This is a genomic window from Prosthecobacter sp. Pr1 (assembly GCF_057652315.1).
Window position 1 is genome coordinate 110,178 of record NZ_JBYFBS010000014.1, and the last position, 23,012, is coordinate 133,189.

Genomic DNA, 23,012 nt, shown 5'->3' on the forward strand with positions numbered 1-23,012 from the left:
GGTTCCAACCGCATCGTCTCTGAACGGGCCACCTCAGCCTCCAATCTCCTGACCTTCGCCAGCTTGGGCACGCGCGCTGAAGGATCCACCGCCATCTTTAATTCGATTCGCAGCAACACGGACCTCGGCGTCATCGCACTCACCACCGCACCCACCCTCACGAATGGCATCATTGGCGGCTGGGCGGTGCGTTCCACCCTGACATCGGGGGCGCAGGCCTATGAATGGGCCACCGTGGCTGCGCAGACGGTCAACGGCAACTCGGTCAACGCCATCACGGGGCTCACATCCTACACGCTGGCGAACACCACCACCTCCATCCATGGTTGGGCCTCCACGCAAAATGTGAAGGTCTCAGTCTCCCAGACCCCCACCTCCTTTGGCAGCCGCACCATCAACTCGCTCAATATCCAGAGCTCCTCCGGCGTCACCCTCAACATCAATCCGATCTCTTCGACAACGCAGAGCACGCTCACCATCAACAGCGGTGGCATTCTTTCCTCCGGCACCACTCATACCATCACTGGCGGCAGGATCACAGCGGGCACTTATAGCGGATCACTCAATCCTTATGAACTGATCTTCCAGTTGCCGGTCAACCAGCTTAATGTTCTCAGCGCCATCGTTAACAACGGCGGCAATGCAGTCTCCGTGGTGAAATCCGGCGCCGGCACCCTGGTGCTGAATCCGACCGTGACCGCAAGCGTCGCGACGATGAATCCCAACTCCACCACCGTGACGCTCAACACGAACAACTTTAACACGGATATTGCGGTCGGATCCACGGTGACCGGGGCTGGCATTCTCCCAGGCACCACCGTGGTGGGCCTCGTCAACAACAACCAGGTCATCCTGTCCCAGAAACCCAACGCCGCAATCAGCACCACGCTGACCTTCGGAGTGTTCAACACCTACACTGGCAAGACCTACATCAATGACGGCGTGCTGCAGATCACTCGTGAAAGTGACCTGGGGGCGGATCCTGGCACCTATCAGGCTGACCAGTTGACGATCAACGGCGGTGTGCTGCGTGCCAGCACCAACCTGGTGTTCAATGACCCCAATCGTGGCATCACCCTTGGAACCGCAGATGCTTACTTCCGTGTGGCCACCAACAGCACGCTGTCCATGGGCGCTGCCAACAGCATCATAGGAAACTTCGGCAGCCTGATTTTTGCTCCCGACGCCAGCAGCCTCGGTGTGTTGCTCATCGCCGGGAACAACAATCTTTCGGGCGGCCTGGAAACCAATGGCGCGCAGGCTAATGATATTGGCACCCTCGCTTCAACATACGTCACCGGTGGAAATTTGGTGACAGTGACGACGACTGTCGGACTCGAAGTGGGGGCCACGGTTGCCGGAAATGGCATTCCAAATGGCACTGTCATTACTAGGATCGTCGACGGCACCACCGTCGAGATTTCCCAGCTTGCGACCGCAGATGGAACCAATCAAAACCTCGCATTCAACGGCTTCAACGCTGTCAAGCTGACTGGCGACAACACCATCGGCTTCATTCGCATGATCGGTTCTTCGATCGCCCTGCTTGGAAACAACACTCTTACGAGTGACATTTTGATGGCATCCGGGCTGCTGCGGCTGGGTGGCAGCAATCAATTCAATGGAACGCTGACCATCAACGGTGGCCAGGTTCGTTTTGAGAGCAATAACGGCCTGGTCAGCACAGGCAGCGGTTACGTTGTCTACAATGATGGCACGATCAATCTGAACGGTTATTCAACCTCGATGGCCAAGCTCACCGGCTTCGGTACTGTCAATAACAACGGCACTGCTCCCTCCACCCTCACGATCAATGCCTCTGACAGTAGTTTCACATACAATGGCTCGATCACGGACGGCACATCAGGACGTGGAGGCGTTTCTTTGACCAAAAACGGTAATGGCATTTTGACCTTGAACAGTGCGGACAGCAACTACTCGGGCGTCACAACCATCAACGGCGGCGGCATTCGCGTCCTGCAGCTTGGATTTGGCGGGCAAAACAGCGGCATTGGCAGTGCTTCCAATGCTGCCGCCAATCTGGTCTTCAACGGCGGTTCCCTGAGGTTCTTCAACAATGTCTCCACCTTCACAGACCGTGCCTTCACACTTGGTCTGGGCGACAGCGCCGGGGCTATCATCGCCGACGGCACTGTCATTGGCGCGACAGTGACCTTTGGTTTCGATGGCCTGTCTCCGGCAGTGGCATTTACCGGCTCCGGCTCCCGCACCCTGACCCTGGGTGGAGCCAATCGTGGTGACAACCTCTTCAATCTGGTGCTGGGAGATGGCACGGGTGGGCCGACTTCTCTCAACAAGATCGGCAACGGAACCTGGGTCCTTGGCGTCACCAATACCTACAAAGGCGAGACCATGGTCAATGCCGGTATTCTGGCAGCCACGGCAGATGGTGCTTTCGGTGCTTCAGGTGGCGCAGGCATCATCATTGCTGGCGGCACCAATGGCAGCAACCTCATCGGCAATCAGAATGCCACTCTCGACTTGCGCAATGTGGCCTACAACACCGTGCAGACGATGTATCTCGCTGGTGGCACCCTGGCCACCACCCTGGGCAGCAGCTCATGGGCTGGCTCGGTTTTTGTCAATGCCAACTCCACCATCCTGGTGCAGCAGGGTTCTATTCTCAATCTCAAGGGATCTTTTGGCGGAGACGGCAGCGTCACGCAGATCGGTGGCGGCATGCTGATCCTTAGCGGCCAGGCGGATCCCACCACCCGCAATACTTTGAATTCTTCGTTCAATGTGCCCAACCACACGGTTCAGGCCGGCACTCTGCGCCTGGATTACACCACCAACAATTCCAGCAAGCTTGCAGACACCGGCGCGCTCGTTCTTGGTGGCAGCCGTTTTGGCGGCACCCTTGAACTGCTGGGCGGCTCCCATGTGGAAATCGTCGCTGGCGTCACGCTGGGTGCTGGGGACAACCGCGTCACGCGTCCGAGCGGCGGCTCCATCCTGCGCATGAACGGCATCAGCCGCCAGGCAGGAGCGAAGATCAATTTCAGCGGAGATGACATTGCCAGCACCGACACCAACAACACGGTCGGGATTCTGGGCTCCTGGGCCACGGTCAGCGATTCGAGCTGGGCGACGAAGAGCTCCTTCAACGAATCGCTTGTCAATATGCTGAACACGACCGCTGGAGACCTCATGATCCGGGCCTACACCGACTACACCCGTAATGAGGTGAACAACGATTGGACCCTCACCACGACCACTGGAAACATGGATTTCATCGCCAGCACGGCCCAGACCAATCGGGTCGCCAACACAATGCGCTTTAACACTCCGGTGAGCGGCGGTGGAGTGAGCACGGTCACGCTCAACGGAGCCAACTCTTTGCAAGGCGGCGCCATTCTGATCTCCCCAAATATGGGCAGCGGCGAGGCCCTGATCAATGGCAGCGGCACTCTTTCCACCGGCAGGGTAGGCACCACGGTCAATGACCTGTTGATCATCCAGAACAACACCATCGCTGCCTTTGAAATCTCCGCCTCCATCATCGACAACACCGCCAGCCGGGCAGATCGGACGGCAACGATTGCAAGCGGCAGCAACCTCGTGCGCAACATCAACGGCGCCGACCTTGCCGTGGGCATGCTTGTGACAGGATCTGGCATTGCTGCGGGAACCACCATCACCGCGCTGTCTTCGGTGGCCACGGTCAGCATCACCAGCACTTCCGGCAACAGCGTGTTCGTATCCGCCGTGCCATCCAATCTTTTCGTGGGAGCCACCCTGCTGGGACGCACCGTGACTAACATCAATGGAACAATCGTCACGCTCGACGGGGCGCCGAATGAATCGATCTCCGCCACCACCACGCGGGAGTTCCAGACCAACACTATCACACTCAGCTCAAACACGTCGGCTTCCGTGACTGAAACCCTGCAGTTCAGCCAGGACCGTTCCGGCACCACTGCTGCTGGCAGCACAACAGTCACCGGACTCAATGGCATCAACGGAACCAACGGTCTCTATGTGGGGATGAAGGTTTCCGGACTTGGCATCGTGGACGGAACCACGATCACCGCCATCACTGCCAATTCCTCCATCACCCTTAGCAACGCCGCTGTTACGGGAGCTGGAACAGGCACCCTGACCTTCTCACAGGTCACCGGCCTGGACAAGACAGGCCTGGGCAATCTGATTCTCTCCGGCATGAATCTCTACACCGGCGTCACCACCCTGAATGCTGGCGTCACCACCATCCAGTCTCTTGGTGTTGAAGGCTATACTGCTGGCACGCAGCTGATCACCAACCTTTCTTCCACCGGCCGCACACTCACGGTGGATGCGACTGGCCTGACCATTGGCACCGTCGTCACAGGGGGGGCACTTCCTGCCGGCGTCACCATCGCCGCCATCAACAACCCCACCACGGTCACCTTGTCAAACGGCGCGCTCATCAGCACCACGGGCACCAGCCTGACCTTCAACAACAGCGGCATCACCGCACAGACCGGCACCATTGCAGCCGCCACCAACACCAGCAACAACACCGTCACTGTTGCCGGTGGCACTGCAGGTCTCGCCGTCGGGCAGACGGTGGCTGGCACAGGCATTTCCAATGCCGGTGGTCAGGTGGTCATCCTCTCCATTGTCAACAGCACCCAGATCACCATTGGCGTCATTTCCGGATCGGTGGGCGTTGCCTATGTCCCCACTGCGACCGCTTCTTCGTTAAACTTCGGGCCCGCGAATCTGTATACTGGCGCGCGCACCGGCAACACTCAAAGTGGCACGCAAATTACCGTGGGCAGCACCTTGGGCATGACCGTCGGCCAGACCATTTCCGGCAACGGCATCCCGGCGAACTCGACCATCGTGCGGATTCTGGATCAAAACACGATCGAGATTTCCAATCCCGTGACGACCACCGGCCAGAACAACCTCACCTTTGGGGCCAGCACCAGCATTGGCGCGACACTGCTTGCCACCACGACGAATGGCAGCGCAATGGTCACCGTGCCGACCACCGCCAATTTGAGCGTCGGAGAGCTGGTCTCGGGACCTGGCATTCCATTGGGGGCCACCGTGACCAAAATCATCGACGGCACCACGATCTACATTTCCGTGGCGGCGATTGCCACAGGTTCCAACACACTCGTGTTTGCTGGCCCTGCTTCGAGCCTGGGCGCCTCCCGCAATACTTTGGCCAATTTGGTCTTCAACGGCGGCACGCTTCAATTCAATGGCACCAGCGCCAGTTCGGACCGTGGATTCACCATCAATCAGTCCGCAGTTTGGGATGTCGGCAATGCCTACACTGTGCTGACCTTGGGCGGTAATTTCACAACCCCCGGTAACCAGGATGATTACAGCCTGGTCAAGACTGGTGCAGGCACCCTGGCCCTGCTGGGCACCTCGTTCGGTGGCTACGGCCTCGACGCATTGGTGGTGAATGACGGAACCCTGAAGCTCTCCCCCGGATTCAATGACCAGTATATTCGCAATGATGTGGGCTCCCTGACCATGGGCGGTGGTACGCTGAATGTTCAGAGCATCACCGGTCGCAACACCACGCAAAACTTCATCGGTGCGCTGACCATTGCCGAAGGTGCTTCCGTCATTCGTGTGACGGGCACCACGGGGTCAGCAACCTTCCTCAACCTGCAGGATCTCAATAATCCAACACCCGTCACTTATCAAAAGGGCGGCAATGTGCTCTTTGTGGCAGACGGCGGATCCTCTGTGGCGCGCATCGTCATCGGCGGGCAGGCTCTGGTCGACGTGGGTGTCATCATGCCTCGTGCGCTCTTCAGCATCAATGATCCCAACAACCCGGGCGTGAACAATTTTGCGATCATTGATTCGGCGACGAACATCATGTCCGGTTCCGACATCAAGGGGTCTCATTCTTTCATCCAAAATCCCGCCAACTGGACTGTCGTGAACAACGTGCATGATGGTGCGCTGATTGAGGAATCTTTCTCCGGCAGCACGGTTTCAGGCGCTTCCGTGAGCACAATCCTGTTCTACAACAACAGCATTTCATCTGCAGGCAATCTGAGCACGAGCAGCACCGATGTCACCAATGTGCCGGGAGTGGACCGCCTGCAGGTCGGACAGTTGATTCGGGGCAACGGGATTGTGCCGGGCACTTACATCACCGCCATCGACGCGGCCAACAATAAAATCACTCTGAGCCAGGCGCCGAGCCTGCAGGGAACCGCCGTGACCCTGTATGCCTTTGACACCATCACCGGCAGCACGACTGCTGGCAGCGCCGTTGTCTCCAACATCAGCGATTCTCGTCTGAGAGTGGGAATGACGATCACCGGCCCTGGCATTCCAGCCGGCACAACGGTCCTGTCCATTAATTCCGGCGCCAACTCCATCACCCTGAGTGCGGCGGCTACCGAGAGTGGAATTGTGAACCTCTATTCCGACTATCTGGCCTCCATTCCTCTGGCGCTCAATTCCAGCACCGTCACGATTACAGACACCCTTACCCTTGCCAATGGAGCCATCCTTCAGACAACTCACTCAGGCACCCACCAGAACTCGATTGTGGGCGGTGTCCTCACTAGCGGCCTGGCCAACACAGACGGCACCACGGCCGATCTCATCATCTACAACTGGAATCCGCTGAGGGCGTTGACCATCAGCTCGTCGATTGCGAACAACTCCACCGCCGGTCTTCTGGTCAATCTGGTCCTGAGTGGCAATGGCACCACCGCACTCTCCGGGACCAACACCTATACCGGCACCACTTATGTGCAGGGTGGCGTTCTGCGCCTTGATTCGGCCTCGGCGCTTCCGGCGAACAGCCATCTCCGTCTGGACGGTGGCATCATCGGTCTTAACTCAGGAGACTTCACCCGCAGCCTCGGCACCGGCAGCACGCAGGTGGACTGGACCAGCAGTGGCGGCTTTGCAGCCTACACCTCCGACCGCACCGTCAACATCGGCGGCAGCGGCGCGACTCTGACCTGGGGCCTGAACGGATTTGTTCTGGACAATGACTCGCTCCTTCTGGGCGCCCAGGACGCTGACAAGACCGTGATTTTTGCCAATGGCATTGATCTGGGCCGCAAATCTCACTTGGTGGAAGTCACCAGCGGTCGCGGGCCTGTCTACTCTTCACCATCCACTGGGACGTTGATTCCTGACGCCATCATCAGTGGTGTGATTTCGGGCAGTGACGGACGCCTGGTCAAGGGTGGTCACGGCGTGCTGACTCTGTCGGCAGTCAACACCTACGCCGGCGGCACCTCGCTGGCCGAAGGGACCTTGATCGCCCAGCAAAATGGTTCTTTGGGCGATGTGAACGGGCTGGTCGAGATCGGCACCACCACAGACACGCGTTCGAACAACGAAGCCCTGATGCTCGTCTTCAACGGCACCACCTTGTCCAATTCCCTGAAGTTTGGCAATGTGAACAGCGGTGGCGTCTCCATTCTCAACACCACGGCGGCTGCCACCACTGTCAACGGCTCCATTGAGGTGGATCGCACTGCGGGAAACAATGTCCTTCTGGTTTCCAGCGCCAATTCCACGGTCACTTACAATGGTGCCATCACGGGTCTCGGCGGCATCACTGTTCTGGGGGGCACGGTCGAGCTTGCCGGTGCCAACACCTATGGCTCGCAGACTGGCGGCCCAGGGAACACCATCACCGGTGGTACCGTGGTGCGGGCAGGGACACTGGTGCTTTCGAGTGTGACTGCCTTGGGGCAGACATCCACCCTCGAATTGGGTGACTCCACCTCCAGCCTGGGAGGTGTCCTCGGCGGTAAAATGGTTATGCACGTGTCTTACGCCACGAACGGTGCCTCGTTGCTGGGTGTGGAGACCAGCACGGCCAGCACGGCCCCCAACCTCAGCGGACTTGGCGGTGCGTTTGTGGCCACGGCTGGCGGAGTTTACAGCGCAGGAATTCTGAATGCAGGCACTGGGGCCTTCGTCAATGTCAGCCGCGTTATTGATGGCGTCACCTTTGGCGCCGCCGACGTTGGCAAAACAACGATCCTCGTGAAGGACGAAGTCGATCATCCTGAGCGCAACGGCATCTATGTCATCACGCAGATCAACGACGATCTGACCATGAATCTGGCGCGCGTGAGCGGGACCAATAACAGCACTGCCACCGATGGTGCTCTCGAGGCCTTCAACAGCACCACCAACATGGTTTATGGCACCCAGGTGACCGTCAACAAAGGAACCGCTGCCAACCAGACCTTCTTCATGGCTTCCCCCTCCGTGACCAATGTCAGCAACAGCAATGCTTCAGGAGCCAATGATGCGGTGGTCTGGGTGCTGGATCAGACAACCCCGAACGTCACTCTTCAGATCAACAACGCTGCGCTCACCAACGTCACGCAGAACATCGATCTCAATGTCAGCCCCAATCAGGGGGGGGGAATCACCAAGATCACCTCCTCCAATGCAGTGACGTTCTCAGGTGCATTGACTCTGCGAAATGTGCTGGATAATGTTTCGGAGATCACGGAGCTTCAGATCGAATCAAACACCGCGCCGGATGTTGGCACAGGCATGGTTTTCTCTGGAGTCATCAGTGAAGCCAAAACAGGCGGTGTTGAGGACTATCTCTTTATCGGGAAAACAGGGGCTGGAGTGGCCACATTCACGGGCAGCAACACCTACTACGGTGACACCGGGGTCTATGAAGGAACCCTGCTCGTTAACAACACCGCAGGCTCCGGCACCGGCTACGGTAATGTGGTGGTGTGGGACGGTGCCACCCTCGGCGGCACTGGAACCATTGCCCCCGGGTCTGACACCGGATTTTCCAATGGACTCTGGGTCCAAAGCGGGGGGACTTTGATCGTGGGTGCGGTAGGTTCTACCTCCGCGAACCAACTGCATGTGACCTTGGATTCCACGGGCTCCTTTGCAGCTGATTTTGACCGTTTTACAGGAGCTGTGACTCCCGGGGATCAGGCGTTCGTGATGTTGGATGCTGGCTCCATTTTGAAGCTCAATCTCTTCACCAATACGAGCGGCACCCCCACCTCAGAAGCCGACCGCATTGTTTTCAGCGACATCGGATTCAGCGTCTCGGAGATCACCATCACCGGGGCGACGTTGAACGTGGGCATCGGTGCCGGCAGTTCCCTCGTTTCAACCAGTTTCAACGTGGGAGACAGTTGGCAGCTCATTGACTGGGGTGGTCTGACTCCCACCGGGAAGTTCGCCAATCTCACCGGCAACACTTCGACCGATTTCGTTGACCTCCCGACCCTGAGTGGCGGCAAGTTCTGGGACATCAGCAACTTGTACACCACGGGTATCATCGTGGTGGCCGTGCCAGAGCCCGGCCGCTTGCTGCTGCTGCTTCTCGGAGTCCTGGCCTTGGGCTGGCGCCGTCGCCGCAGACTGGCTGTTTGAGCCACTCTGCGCTGGTCCTGTGGTCAAAATGCGCAGTGCTGCCTTTGTGTTTACATGATAAATACCTTGTCAGTTTGACGCGAATTTATTATTATCGTGTCATAAATCAGGAATTTACCAGGAGCTAATCATGAATGCTGCAACATTAGTCGCAAATTGGAACAGACGCAGGAAGGCCATGGCTTTAGTCATGGTGGTCACCACCGTGGCTTTGATGTCCATGCTGGTGGTCGCCATATTTTCAGTCACTCGCACGGAATACAAAGCCAGCCAGAGCTATGTGGCCTCTCGTAGCGCCAAGCAGCTTGCGGATCTCGCTGTCGTATTCACCGAGGCGCAGCTGCAAAATGCCCAGAATTCCGCCACGGGCTCCTTCAGCCGCACCATCCATGCTACCCAGCCTGGCATGGCGCGTGTCTATCAGGCCAATGGTGATTTTGTGCGTGCCCACAAGCTCTATTCCAGCTCGCAGATGGTCATCACCAGCTCTAATGAGGCGGACATTTTCAGCAGCGACCATCAAATCCCACAAGACTGGAACGCCACACAAAACGCCGCGCGCTATGTGGATTTGAACGATCCGATCGTCCGCCCCGGCCTTACCACGGGAACCATGGCACTCTATTTCCCGATCATTGATCCCCGCGCTGCTTACAACGGAACCAACCCCGACAATGGGCAGACGATGGCTGCCGTGGAAGGCTTTACCTACTCCAAGTCCACGCCCTCCATCACCGGGGCTGGTGGAGCGGTGACCTACAATGAAGTGGTGCTGCCTGCGGATGTTGGCAATGAACCCAACAAACTGCGACTGCCCATGCCGGTCGAGTGGATTTATGTCCTGCGGGACGGCACTACCGGTGCACTTGACGCCAGCAACAAGTTCATCAGTGCAGACGGCGCGACGATCCCCAGCGCCAGCAATCCTATCGTTGGACGCGTTGCTTTTTGGACCGACGACGAATCTTGCAAAGTCAATATCAACACGGCGTCCGAGCCCACCTTTTTTGCACCTCCTTATTTCTTTCACCAGCGTGACTCAAAATGGGCCAACTTTCCGCCAGCCTCGGGCGAGTACCAGCGCTATCCCGGGCATCCTGCCACAGTGGCTTTAAGCGCCGTCCTCGCACCCGGTGTCGACTTGGACGTGTACAGCCCCAACGCCAAAGTGACCGACATTGTAAACATCAAGGATGCTATTTATCGTTTGATCCCCAAGATTGCCATGGGTGGGTCCACCTCGGGCACCAGGCCGTTTGTGAAAGATGCCTTTTCGGACAGCAATGGCGAGAACGATATCGGCAGCCTCATTGACCTCACCGCCTCACGAAAAGAACGCTTGTTTGCCAGTGTGGATGAAATGCTGTTTGCCGATGGAACTTCGGATTCCGCCTATAACTACAATCCCACCAACGGTCGCATGGCTGCCAGCATCCAGCTTCCGGGCAGCAACGGACGCTACATTTTTGATCAAGGCACTTTGGAGAGGTCCCGTTTTTTTCTCACCTCCAGCAGCCGCTCTCCGGAGTTTAGCATTCATGGCCTGCCACGTGTTGCCATGTGGCCTGTCCCGGATGAATCACTGGGGCCAAAGCGCCGCACCAGCTTTGACAACATCATCGCCCTGTGTTCGACTCAGCGCGGCACCACCGCCGGCTCCGCCATTGCCAACAGCTACTTTTTCCGTCGTGCCGATCCGCATCACCCTACGTATGATGTGACGGGATCATCGTCGGACAGCGGGACTTCGTCGTCTCTGGGGCGCAATAGCAAGCTGCTCGACTATCTCTATGCAGAGATGGCAACGCTGCAGTTCCCGCAGACCTCCTCGCTCGGAGGAAGCAATAATTTTGGTGACAAGTACGGCACGGACAATGTGGCCCAGCTCGCCATCATGTTCTTTGACTACATCCGCTGCACCAATCTCTACGATGGCGTGCTGGCACGCGGGAATGATGGTTATACCCCTTATGCCGGCATTTCCTCGCTCGGCGGTACTGCATTGAATCAGGCTCTTTACAATACCCGGTCAACCATCGCCCCCGACCGTCTGACCTTCACAGAGCAACGGGTCACCCCAGCGGCTACAGGCAGTTTGAACAACGGGCAGAACCAGCTTGGCAGTACCTACCTTTCGAGTAACAAGACGGTGTTTCCCGGACATGGCCAGGTTTCTCCGGCGCGCTGGCAGCGCAACGGTGGGCAGACCGTACAAGGCATGGGGCGGATGTTCACCATTTCCGAAATCGGATTTCAGTTCATTTGCACGGCGGATGGCTACATCGCTCCCAATGATCCGTACGCAGTGGTCTGCAACGGCGTGCGGTCGGGCGGTGGCAATGCGCCCCGGACGCTTCCGAATAAGGAGGTCACCGCAGCAGCCTCATCGGCTGGCTCCGGGCCGGTTGAAAACGGTGTTTACCCACCGCCAGCGCCTAACAATGGCAACCCCTATCTCGACTACAAGCGCTGGTATTCCAATTATCCACCTCTCGATGGGAACGAGCCATTGGCTGTGAATAAGTATGGTGGTGGCCGATATTATGGATGTGATCCCACAAATCCTTCAGATTTAACCAAACATCCTAGATTCCATCCGGGCTATCAACCATCAAACTGGAACATGACCTTGGAAACAAATAAGCCATTGGCGGATGGTACAGATCCTGCCTTCCCTGCTGAAAAAAGAGTACAGGCCATGCTCACGCTGGAATTTTTCTGTCCCATGTCTGGCTGGACAAAAATGTTCCCTGAATGGGCCATTACACTGGACGGGAAGTTCTTGCGTTCCATCAAGCTCAACAACACGTCTTTGTTTCCATCGGCACAGGACGTGGTCATCAAATCCAACGGAAATGTGTATGAAACCGGCGGTTCCTCGGGTGCCTACCCTCTGGGCGGCCATGTCGGACCCAGCATTATTTCCGGGGGCAGAGCGGCTCCAGGCTGGGGTACCACGCAGATTGGTGATGACACCAATCCTTACGTCACCGGAACTCAACGTGGGAATGATCCAAGCGCCTACATTGCCAATCCTGGATCAAGCAACAACTTTCATGACGGCTTGAACAACTGGGGTTTGGTCAGCCAGTTCATTACCGTCCCACGCGACCAGCCGATGCATCTGACATTCGGTGAGCGTAGTTTGGTGATCAGGATTTATGACATGCACAAGCGTGTGGGGAACGAAAAAGAAGAAGTGCAGAGCATCAGCTTGGCCGTTGATGAAGCGTATCTGCCCGTTCCTGCCTTGGTCTATTCATCCAATGAACGGTTCATCAACGGTTCGCCGGTCACCGATCCTCTGGGCAAGGTGGAAGCTTCGCACTATTTCTGGGTTGATAGCTATGGGCGCGAAGGATTCCGGCGCTCTATCCAAGCACCCCATTGGTGGTGCTTCAACCGGATGGGATGCCTTAATCGCATGTTCGGTACCGTAAACCCTGCCTATAAAGGCCCTCTTGGTCTCCCCGTGGCAACTCGCAGGTTATACACCGTTGGGCCTAGCTTTAACACTGATTTGGATGGTCCTATCGGTCAGTTGCAGACCGGGAGACTGGATACGGATGGCCGGTTTCTTTCTGCCATGAGCGGCGGCACTCCCACCTTTGAGTTAAGCGGCAACAGCGGCATTCCCCTGATTCCAGTAGAACTCGGTGGTGCCAATGTCGTGGATGCCAATGGTAATCCGTGGTCAGGTTCAGATGTGATCCGCACTTTTGTGCCGGCCGTTGGAGACTACCGTCTCGCCGCCGCCCGCTATGAAGTGCCAAGCACCATGTGGATGAAGCATCCAGTCTGGACAAAGATGGAGTCACAAGGGCCTCTGACCCAGCCTCGCAACATTCACAGTTTTACTTCCCATTGGGGGAATGCTGAACCGGGGGTTATGCTCCCAGGAGATACCAGCATGACCAAGTTTCCCAATGTCGGCATGACCAAGGATCAGCAGCTTGTCGCCGGCGCTCCGTATTCCGATGCACGCGTTCCAGACCTCCCGCCTGATGATGGCTGGGCCGCCACCGCGAACAGCTACGGTGACTTTGACAATGGCATCGGCGACGCCCGTGATGGCCCGTATGTTAACAAGCCTGATGAAGGAAACTTCTATGCCGGTGAGACTATCCGTTATAATGTTAAAAAGTTATATCGCTCGGGCTACTTTTATGAGGCTTGGAATAACAGTGATGACTGGCGCACCGGCATTTACATGACGCCAAACAGAATGGTAAGCTCACCAGTGATGTTCGGCTCTCTCCCGACCGGGGTTTGGTCCGGCGGCAGCGTCAGTTCCAGCGCGGTGACCGGAGTCAGCTACAATGAGGGCAAGCCCTGGCAGACGCTGCTCTTCCGGCCTTACGCGAGTTCTAATGCCAATTACGGCAAGAGTACCCATCCCGGCGACAACAATCCGCGCGACCACTACCTGCTGGATCTCTTCTTCATGCCGGTGGTGGAGCCCTACGCCATCAGCGAGCCGCTTTCCATCGCTGGCCGCATCAATCTCAATTACCAGATCGTCCCCTTCACTAACATCACCCGCGCCACCGGCCTCCATGCAGTGATGAAGGGCGAATTCATAACCGCCATCCCGCTGACGGACACCAATAACGCGAAAACCTTCCAGACGGCCGCGACCTCTTCCATGTGGAGCAGTTCGGGGGATCGCTTCTGGGATGAAGGCCAGAACACCAAGTATTGGCACCGCCCCATTGATGTTACTAAAACCTTGTACCAGTTTGACCAGAAGTTCCAACACTCGGCCACTGGCTCCAATCATGCTCTCAACCGCTATCGGGGCCTCTTCCGCAGCCCCAGCCAGATCTGCGAAATGCACCTGATTCCTGATGTCAGCAAGGGGCCCTCCTCCGGTGGGGAGACCCTCGGCAGTATTTCCAACATCAATGCAACTACCAGCGGCTCCAACTTGCAGTCTGTGATGGAGCAGTTCTGGCAGAACCATCCAGGAACAGGAGACAACACGCGTGAGCGCCCCTATTCCAACATTTACGCCCGTGTCACCACGCGCAGCAACACCTTCCGTGTTCACATGCGGGCGCAGGTCATCACCAAGGCGCGTTCCACGGCTGCGGATACCATGGACCCTGCCAAAGACGCCGTTCTCGGCGAATACCGTGGGTCCTCACTGATTGAGCGTTACATTGACCCTACCGACGTGGCCAATCCTCTGCCTGATTACGGTGCTGCTTCCAACCCCCTGGGTGAAAAGCCCTTGGACACTTTCTACAAGTTCCGCACGCTGGAAAGCAAGCGTTTCAGCCCATGATGTTCTGCCAGTTGATCCCCTGGGGCCTACCTCTCTTTGCATATGAAACATCTCATTAAATCCCGCTCACAGGCTGGTTTCTCGCTGGTCGAGGTCACGCTCGCTGTGGCCATTGCGGCTCTCGCCATCATCACGCTGCTGGGGCTCCTGCCCCAGGGGCTCGACATGGCCCGCAAGACATCGCTGATGATTAATGACAGCAACATTTTGGAGCAGCTCACGCATGACATGGAAAATGCCTCCTTTGATTTGCTGCCGAATAAGATAGTGAGAAAGTACTACAATGATCAGGGGCGTGAGGTCGCGCAGGATGCCACGGATCTCGCCTACGTTGTCGAGGTTGATCCGCAGCAGGTGGTGGCGCTGCCCAAAACCGAGATGACTCAGCCTTACATGAGGCGCATGGTGATCAGAATCGCTGCGACCAGTTCGCCTGCTTTTGTGTTCGCGCCCCCCGGCAGCGACACCACATCACCTTATGTCACCTTCAATCAGTTGATCGCCAAAACTCGCTGATTTCTCCCTGCCATGAAGCTCTCCGCCTTCTCATCGCGTCCGCCATCCCATCGCTGCCCCCGGTCGGCTGCGGGGCGTGCCTTTACACTCATTGAACTGCTCGTTTCAGTGACCTTTCTGGTGATCTTGATGCTCGTCGTCTCCCAGGTCATCGGCATCGTGCAGCGCACTTGGGTGCGTGCCAATTCCCGCGTCTCGCAGTTTCGTGAAGCACGCCAGGCATTCGACACGCTCTCTCGCTCAATCTCCCAGGCCACGCTGAACAACTACTGGGACAACGAATTTGACACAGTAGGCACGGATGCCGCAGGTCAGACGATCACCCTCGCCAAAGACTACTTCAGGCAGTCGGAGCTTCAGTTTATCTGTGGCCCCACCAGCGCGGTGATTCCCGCCGCTGCCGGCAACGCACAGAACTATCCTGGACACGCTGTTTTTTTCCAGGCTCCATTGGGAATCGCAAGTCTGGTGGCGACTGCTGCCCAAGGTGGCAATAACCAGATCGTGAACACCGAAAACATGGTCAATCTTCTTTGTGGCCGGGGATATTTTGTGGAATGGGGGACGGATGCGTCATTTCGCCCGGCGTTTCTTGATCAGCTCAACAATGCTGTCCCGGTGCGCAGCCGGCTTCGCTTGATGGAATACAGTCCCACTGCGGAAAAGAACCGGATTTATGACACCAATCTGCGGCCGATCACCTCCCACTCCAAGGAATGGTATGCGGATGTGCTGGACACTGAGGTGCAAGGCACGCAAGAGACCGCCCAAACGCGTGCATTCACGCGGCCAATTGCCGAGAACATCATTGCTCTGGTGATTTCTCCGCAGATTGAGGTCACCGGCAACACGACTGTGTCTCCTTATGCCATCGCCCCTCAGTTCATTTATGATTCAACCTTGAAAGTCAATCCTGGATCCTCGCCAATCAATGCCAGCCCGCAGGGAACTCAGCACCTGCTCCCACCGCTGCTCAAGGTCAGCATGATCGCCTTGGATGAACGGTCGGGAGAGTTTCTTGCACGCGAAGAAAACAGCCAGATGAGGACGGAGTTGCTGACTGCCATTGCTGGCAAGCTCCAAAGTGCCGCGAGCTTGGTCGAAGAGCTGGATGGGGACCAAGGCAAGACAGGCACGCTGGTTCAGCTCCTGCTTGATAAGAAACTCAATTATCGAATTTTCAGCACCACCATCGCTCTCAAGCAGTCCCGCTGGAGCTTCTGATGGCAGTCTTCTTTGCTCTTTAACCCGGCCCATTTTTTCTATGACTCACTCCCCATACTTTGAGCGGCAGGCCAGGCGGGCCTTCAGCTTGATCGAGATGCTTGTCGTGATCGCCATCATCGCGATGATCATGGCTTCAGCCACTCCCGCTTTGATGCGCACCATGCAGGCCACTCGGCTGGCAACCACGGGGGATTCCATCATGGGGGCCATCACTGAGGCCAAGCAGCTGGCTTACGCACAGAATGTTCCCGTTGAACTGAGGTTTTTTAAACACCCCGACCAGGATTCCCCCGGCTCCACCGTGCAGTTGTTCCGGTCTTATCAGATGTTTAAAATTGTGACATTGTCACAAGGCGTGGGTGCGAATGCACAGGTCTCGGAGTCAGTGGTGCCAGTCGGTACCTTGTACAAACTGTCTGACGGTATCATCATCGCGGCGGGTCTGGATTTGTCCCCTCTCCTGAACGGGGAGGACGGTCAGTCCCTCGATGACATCAAGCCAAATGCTGGAAGTGGTCCGGGCTATTCCGGCGTGGCCGGTGCCAAATACAATGCCATTCGCTTCATGCCGGATGGTTCCTGCCGAAGAGTCAACGCTCAGCAGGGCGGTTTTTCGCAGCTCGATTACGGCACCCTGCCGCTTAGCTTTTTCACCATCACGTATGACAGCGGCGCGGACGTCACCGCAGGAAATCTGTCCAAAAACTTTTATACCATTCAGATCGATCCCTACACGGGCAAGGCGCGCAACTATCGCCCCGGATTCTAGTCCCTGCTGCAGGGAAGTGCCGGTCCCTTTCAAACTGCCCAATTTTCCGCATGACAGCCGCCTGATCGTCGCTTGAATGGCGTATGGGTGAACTGCCTTCTCTTGCTTTAAGTTTCGATGACGTCCTTGTCCTTCCCGGACTGAGCCAGGTTCTGCCTGGAGATGTCAATGTTTCCACTAAACTGGCCGCCATCGGTCTCAATGTGCCGATTCTCTCATCGGCCATGGATACCGTCACGGAGTCCGAACTCGCCATAGCCCTCGCACGTGAGGGCGGTCTCGGCGTCATTCACCGGAACTGCCCCATCGATCAGCAGGCGGAGCACGTGGCGCGGGTGAAGCGCTCGGAAAACACCGTCATCCAGCAGCCGCACACCGTCTCCCCTGAGACACGTCTGGGCGAAGTGCAGCGTCTGATGCACGAAAAAGGAGTCAGCGGCTTCCCAGTCGTGGACGCGCAGGGCAAACTGGCCGGCATGGTCACCAGCCGTGACATGTGGTACATCGAAGACGAAAACACCCCCGTCTCGGCCATCATGACGCGGCGTGAGAAGCTCTCTGTCGGCACCCCCCAGACCAGCTTTGAGGATGCACTGAAAATCCTCTACACACACCGCATCGAAAAGCTCCCGCTGGTCGACTCCAACGGCCAGCTCGCCGGCCTGATCACCAAGCAGGACATCGTGAAGCGCCAGATGTTTACCAACGCCGCCAAAGACGCCAACGGCCAGCTCCGCGTGGGCGCCGCCGTCGGCGTGGGTGAGGATTGCGTGGATCGTGGCCTCGCTATGCAGGCTGCCGGTGCAGACGCCGTTTTCATTGATGCCGCCACGGGTCACACCACCCGCGTCATGCAGGTCATCGCCCGCCTGCGGGAAGCCCTCGGCTCCAGCATGCCCATCGTCGCTGGCAACGTCGTCACCGCCGAAGGCGCGCGTGATCTCGTCAAAGCCGGCGCTTCCGCTGTCAAAGTCGGCGTCGGCCCCGGCTCCATCTGCACCACCCGCATCATCTCAGGCGTGGGCATGCCCCAGTTCACCGCCGTACAGGAAGTCGCTGAAGTCTGCCGTGCAGCTGGCGTCACAGTCATTGCCGATGGCGGCATTCGTTACTCCGGAGACATCGTCAAAGCCCTCGCCGCAGGTGCAGACTTCGTCATGCTCGGCTCCTTGCTGGCCGGCACCGCAGAAAGCCCCGGCAACATGGTCAAGTGGCAGGGCCGCACCTTCAAGGAATACCGCGGCATGGGCAGTCTCAAAGCCATGCGCAAAGGCGCAGGCGACCGCTACGGCCAGAACTCCTCCGGCAAGCTCGTCCCCGAAGGCGTTGAGGCCCGCGTGCCCTACAAAGGCCCGCTGGCAGATGTCGTCTTCCAGCTCATCGGCGGTCTCCGCTCAGGCATGGGCTATGTCGGTGCCAATACCCTCGACGAACTGCGTGCCAAGGCCCGTTTCGTCCGTATCACAGCCGGTGGTCTCAAGGAAAGCCATCCTCACGATGTCGTCATCACCGAAGAGCCCGTGAACTACGAGCCACATTGATTTCTCAGGCATTCGTCATTCCGCATTCCGCATTTTCGTTCCCCCTTTCTCATGACCGCCCAAGAAGTCGCCGTTCTCGATTACGGCTCCCAGTATTCCCAGCTCATAGTTCGCCGCGTTCGGGAGCTGGGCTTTGTCTCGCACCTGTATCCCCCGGCGGAACTCGCCAATCTCAAGAATCCCGGTGCCATCATCCTTTCCGGCGGTCCGCGCAGCACCTCTGATGTTGATGCGCCCGATGTCGATTACGCCAAGCTCATGTCCTTCGGCGTTCCCGTCTTGGGCGTATGCTACGGCATGCAGCTCCTCAACATCAAGCACGGCGGCACCGTCAAACCCGGCGTCACCCGTGAATACGGCCCCGCCAAGCTCGTCGTCACAGACCACACAGACCTCTTCAACGGCATCTCTCACGAGTCCCAGGTCTGGATGAGCCACAGCGACACCTGCGCCAACCTCGCCAGCACGGCCCAGATCATCGCCACCAATGAAGACGCCGTGCCCGTGGCTCTGAAGTGGTCGGACCGCTGCTGGGGCATTCAGTTCCATCCGGAGGTCACGCATTCACATGAAGGCACCGCCATCCTCAAAAACTTCCTCACCCGCAGCGGCGCGGTTCTCGCCAAGTTCGACATCCAGGAATTCAAAGCTCAGATGCTGGAGCGCATCAAAGCCGAAGTCGGCAGCCGCGAAGTGATTTGTGGCGTCTCCGGCGGTGTGGACAGCACCGTGCTCGCAGTCCTCCTCGCCAAGGCAGGCGTCAAAGTCCGCTGCATCTTCATCGACACCGGCATGATGCGTCTCAATGAAGGCGCGGAAGTGAAGCAGCTCTTTGAAGAAGTCGGCGTCCCTATCGAGCAGATCGATGCCAGCGCCATCTTCCTCGGCGCGCTCAAAGGCGTGACTGATCCTGAGCAAAAGCGCCGCATTATCGGCACGCTCTTCGTTGAAGAATTCTGGAAAGTCGCCGACAACGTCGAACTCCTCGCCCAGGGCACGCTGTACCCTGACGTCATCGAAAGCGCCACCAGCGGTTCCATCGCCAGCAAGATCAAGACGCACCACAATCGCGTCGACCGCATCATGGAACTCAAAGCGCAAGGCAAGGTGCTCGAACCTCTCGCCGAACTCTTCAAAGACGAAGTCCGCGCCCTCGGTGCCAGCCTCGGCATCCCGCATCAGGCCCTGTGGCGTCATCCATTCCCAGGGCCTGGCCTTGCCGTTCGTATCCCTGGTGAGATCACCCCCGAGCGCGTCGCCACCACCCAGCATGCAGATTCCATCTTCATCGCCGAACTCCGCCGCAGCGGCTGGTACGAGCGCACCTGGCAGGCCTATGCCGCTCTGCTTCCTGTCAAAACCGTCGGAGTCAAAGGTGACGAACGCAGCTATGAGCAGGCCATTTCCCTCCGTGCCGTCATCAGCGAAGACGCCATGACCGCCGATTGGGTCGAGCTGCCTTATTCAGTACTGCGCAACGCCTCCAACAAAATCCTCAACAGCGTCAAAGGTGTGAACCGCGTGCTTTACGACATCAGCACCAAGCCACCCGCCAGCATTGAGTGGGAGTGATGTCATGAGCGCTGGCTTCCTTCTCTCTTTCGAAGGCTCAGAAGGCTGCGGCAAATCCACGCAGATCGCCCTGCTTCGCACACGGCTCGAAGCAGCCGGGCGCAGCGTCGTCGTGCTGCGTGAGCCCGGCGGCACCGAGCTTGGCGAAAGCATCCGCCATCTCCTTCAGCATGCCAAAGAGGGAGCCTCGATGACCCCGGAGACCGAGCTTCTCCTCTTCGCCGCCAGTCGTGCCCAGCTCGTCCGCGAAAAAATCCGCCCTCTGCTGGAAGCCGGCACCTTCGTCATCCTCGATCGCTTCCTCGATTCCACCACCGTCTATCAAGGCATCGCCCGTGGTCTGCCTCTTGAGAGCGTGCGCGCGATCAATCACTTCGCCATCGGCGGCACTCTGCCAAACCTCACCCTCGTCCTCGACATGGACAGCGCCACCGCCTGGCAGCGCATTCATCAGAGCGGACGCGAACTGGACCGCATGGAAAGCCAGCCGCAGTCGTTTTTTGAAAAAGTCCGGCAGGGTTACCTCAAAGTCGCCCAGGCAGAACCGGCGCGCGTGAAAATCATCGACGCTTCAGCCACGCCTGAAGTCGTGCACGAAAACATCTGGCAGACCATCACCGCCCTATCCCATGTCGTTTAAGAGCGACCATGCCCTTGAGCTCATCGCCCGCGCCCGTGACAACGGCCGCTTGGGCCACGCCTACCTGATCACCGGACCCAAGGAGGCGCAGCATGAAGTCTTCGCCGCCAAAATGCTCGATCTCATCGTCGGCACCAAAATGGGCACGCTCGAAGCCTGGGAAGGGCAGGGGGCCATCGTCCTCCGTCCGCAGAGCAAATCACGCCGCATCACCATCGGTGACGATGGCGACGACCCCGGCACCATCCGCTTCCTGGAAAAAATGATCCACCGCACCGCCGCGCCCAACGGCTGGAAGCTCGCGGTCATCGTCGATGCCGAGCGCATGAACGCCCAAGCGCAGAATGCTTTTCTCAAAACACTCGAAGAACCACCGCCAAACACGCTCCTGCTGCTGCTCTCTACTCAGCCCCAGCAGCTCCTGCCCACCATCCAGTCCCGCGTACTTGAAGTCGCGCTGATGCCTCCCGATGGCGCGCGCATCTTTACGGAGCATGAAGGCAAGCTGCTCTACGTGCTCAAGCAGATGTCCAAAAAGGAAAGCGGCAGCATCTCCACCGCTCTCTCATTGAAAAAGGACTTCGAAGAAATCCTCGAATCCCTGCACGACGCCATCAAGAAGGAGCAGGAAGCCGACTTCGAACGCGAACAGGACCACTACGCCAAGACCACCGACGGTGCCTGGCTGAAGCAGCGTGAAGAACAAGTCGAAGCCCAGATCGAGGCCGACTACCTCCAGCAGCGTACCTCGCTCATGGAGCTCCTCCTCTCCTGGATGGGCGATGTCGCCCGCCAGCAGGCCGGAGCCGAGCATCTCGACCTGCCGAAATTCCAAGAAGCCACCGCCGCCCTCGCCGCCAAGTGGGAGCCGGGTGATGTCGCCAAACGCATCCGCGTTCTACGGCAGCTCGAAAGCCATCTCCACACCAACGTCAACGAAGGCCTCGCCCTCGAAGTCTGCTTCATCGAAGCCTTCGGCGCGTAGCGCCTTCGTTCACACCGTCTCCCCACGTCGCAGATCCGGCATCAAACGCACCGGCTTCGTGCTCGTATGCCCCGTCTGCGCCAGCTCCAGCACCAGCTTGGCAAGCCTCTTCGCAAACTTCGCCGCATCAGCCGAATAACGCGTCACCTTCGGCACCACATGATCCAGAAACGCATCATCATCCCGTGACACAATGGCGAAATCACGCGGCAGCTTGTGGCCGAGTCGCAGTAGATGCGTCACCACCGTCAGCGTGTGAATCGTACGCGCCACGAGAAAAGCCGTTGGCGCCTGTTTCCGTTTCAGCGCCTCATTCAGACTCTCGATCACCTGTTCCACGGTTTCATGGTGCTGCACCACGAAGCCCATGGCCTCACTTGTGGCAAAGGCCTCGTGGAATCCCTGGGCGCTGTCCACATCTCCGCCATGCGCTGAATCCGGCAGCAGCAGCGCGATGCGACGATGCCCTTTCTGCATCAGCATCGTCGCCGCATGCCGGCAGGTCGCACGGTAGTCCAGATCCACCGAAGGCAGCCCCATGTCATCACTACAAGATCCCGCGATGACGGTGGGCAGTTGCTTCTCCACAAACCAGCGCTGCATCACCGGCGTGGAGCGAAACATCACCCACGCCGCGGCATGCACGCGCTGCGTGAGCTTCTTCAGCCCGCCTGCAGGTTTTGCAGTGAAACAATGAGGACTCACATGCACCTCAAGCTGATATCCCGCCTCAGTCAGCAGCTCACGTAGCGCGTCCACCCAGAACAGCACAAACGGTGGCATCGCCTGCTGAGGCACAGGCGTCAGCAGCGCGATCATGCGTGATGAAACACCCCTCCCGCGCGTGGAGGGTGCCGCGAGAATCTGCCTTCGTTTGTTCACCACCGCGCTGATCACACCCTCTCGTTCCAGTTGTGCGAGCACCGCCCGCAGCGTGGGCCGGCTGATGCGCAGTCGCGTGCAAAGCGTGCGCTCCGATGGCAGCACCTCCTGCCATTCTCCACGCAGCAGGGCCTCGCGCAAAAAGTCGGCGCTGTGAGTGATGAGCGAAGGTCTGGGTGGTACAGCATGCATAAGCAGGAGTTCCCACCATGCCGTGG

Annotated in this window: 10 protein-coding genes (1 of these 10 only partly in view); 9 read left to right on the top strand and 1 reads right to left on the bottom strand. The window is 58.1% G+C overall.

Annotated features, from left to right (window positions below):
- The 9 genes from AC24GY_RS20595 to AC24GY_RS20635 all read left to right on the top strand — a co-directional run.
- Positions 1–9,375 carry the 3' end of an autotransporter-associated beta strand repeat-containing protein gene (locus AC24GY_RS20595; protein WP_487686733.1) on the top strand. 22,002 nt of this gene lie to the left of the window's left edge, so only the last 9,375 of its 31,377 coding nucleotides appear in the window; its start codon lies off the left edge, out of view; the stop codon is at positions 9,373–9,375.
- Positions 9,376–9,595: 220 nt separating this feature from the next.
- Positions 9,596–14,662, top strand: a complete 5,067-nt coding sequence (gene vccA, locus AC24GY_RS20600; protein WP_487686772.1) for a Verru_Chthon cassette protein A — start codon at positions 9,596–9,598, stop codon at positions 14,660–14,662.
- 42 nt (positions 14,663–14,704) lie between these two features.
- On the top strand, positions 14,705–15,178 hold the full coding sequence (vccB, locus tag AC24GY_RS20605; protein ID WP_422321995.1) for a Verru_Chthon cassette protein B: 474 nt from the start codon (positions 14,705–14,707) through the stop codon (positions 15,176–15,178).
- 12 nt (positions 15,179–15,190) lie between these two features.
- A complete protein-coding gene (gene vccC, locus AC24GY_RS20610; RefSeq protein WP_487686734.1) occupies positions 15,191–16,402 on the top strand; it encodes a Verru_Chthon cassette protein C in 1,212 nt (403 codons plus the stop codon).
- Positions 16,403–16,442: 40 nt separating this feature from the next.
- Positions 16,443–17,174 (top strand): Verru_Chthon cassette protein D, encoded by a 732-nt coding sequence (vccD, locus tag AC24GY_RS20615; RefSeq protein ID WP_422321997.1) that lies wholly within the window; start codon positions 16,443–16,445, stop codon positions 17,172–17,174.
- A gap of 83 nt (positions 17,175–17,257) precedes the next feature.
- Positions 17,258–18,715, top strand: coding sequence for an IMP dehydrogenase (gene guaB, locus AC24GY_RS20620; protein WP_487686735.1), 1,458 nt, complete (start codon positions 17,258–17,260; stop codon positions 18,713–18,715).
- A 51-nt stretch (positions 18,716–18,766) separates the two neighbouring features.
- Positions 18,767–20,287, top strand: coding sequence for a glutamine-hydrolyzing GMP synthase (gene guaA / locus AC24GY_RS20625; RefSeq protein ID WP_487686736.1), 1,521 nt, complete (start codon positions 18,767–18,769; stop codon positions 20,285–20,287).
- A gap of 4 nt (positions 20,288–20,291) precedes the next feature.
- On the top strand, positions 20,292–20,927 hold the full coding sequence (gene tmk / locus AC24GY_RS20630) for a dTMP kinase (protein ID WP_487686737.1): 636 nt from the start codon (positions 20,292–20,294) through the stop codon (positions 20,925–20,927).
- A complete protein-coding gene (locus tag AC24GY_RS20635; protein WP_487686738.1) occupies positions 20,917–21,912 on the top strand; it encodes a hypothetical protein in 996 nt (331 codons plus the stop codon). The genes tmk and AC24GY_RS20635 overlap by 11 nt, the downstream gene beginning before the upstream one ends.
- Before the next feature lie 9 nt (positions 21,913–21,921).
- On the opposite strand, the gene AC24GY_RS20640 is transcribed toward AC24GY_RS20635, so the two are convergent.
- Complete coding sequence (locus AC24GY_RS20640; protein WP_487686739.1) at positions 21,922–22,986, bottom strand: substrate-binding domain-containing protein; 1,065 nt, start codon at positions 22,984–22,986, stop codon at positions 21,922–21,924.
- Positions 22,987–23,012 lie beyond the last annotated feature (26 nt).

What these genes read in the sequence shown, in the direction of transcription:
- AC24GY_RS20635 (WP_487686738.1), top strand. Translation starts at nt 20,917, where the DNA reads ATGTCGTTTAAGAGCGACCATGCCCTTGAGCTCATCGCCCGCGCCCGT.
- vccA (WP_487686772.1), top strand. Translation starts at nt 9,596, where the DNA reads ATGCTGGTGGTCGCCATATTTTCAGTCACTCGCACGGAATACAAAGCC.
- vccC (WP_487686734.1), top strand. Translation starts at nt 15,191, where the DNA reads ATGAAGCTCTCCGCCTTCTCATCGCGTCCGCCATCCCATCGCTGCCCC.
- AC24GY_RS20640 (WP_487686739.1), bottom strand. Translation starts at nt 22,986, where the DNA reads ATGCATGCTGTACCACCCAGACCTTCGCTCATCACTCACAGCGCCGAC.
- guaB (WP_487686735.1), top strand. Translation starts at nt 17,258, where the DNA reads ATGGGTGAACTGCCTTCTCTTGCTTTAAGTTTCGATGACGTCCTTGTC.
- vccD (WP_422321997.1), top strand. Translation starts at nt 16,443, where the DNA reads ATGACTCACTCCCCATACTTTGAGCGGCAGGCCAGGCGGGCCTTCAGC.
- vccB (WP_422321995.1), top strand. Translation starts at nt 14,705, where the DNA reads ATGAAACATCTCATTAAATCCCGCTCACAGGCTGGTTTCTCGCTGGTC.
- tmk (WP_487686737.1), top strand. Translation starts at nt 20,292, where the DNA reads ATGAGCGCTGGCTTCCTTCTCTCTTTCGAAGGCTCAGAAGGCTGCGGC.
- guaA (WP_487686736.1), top strand. Translation starts at nt 18,767, where the DNA reads ATGACCGCCCAAGAAGTCGCCGTTCTCGATTACGGCTCCCAGTATTCC.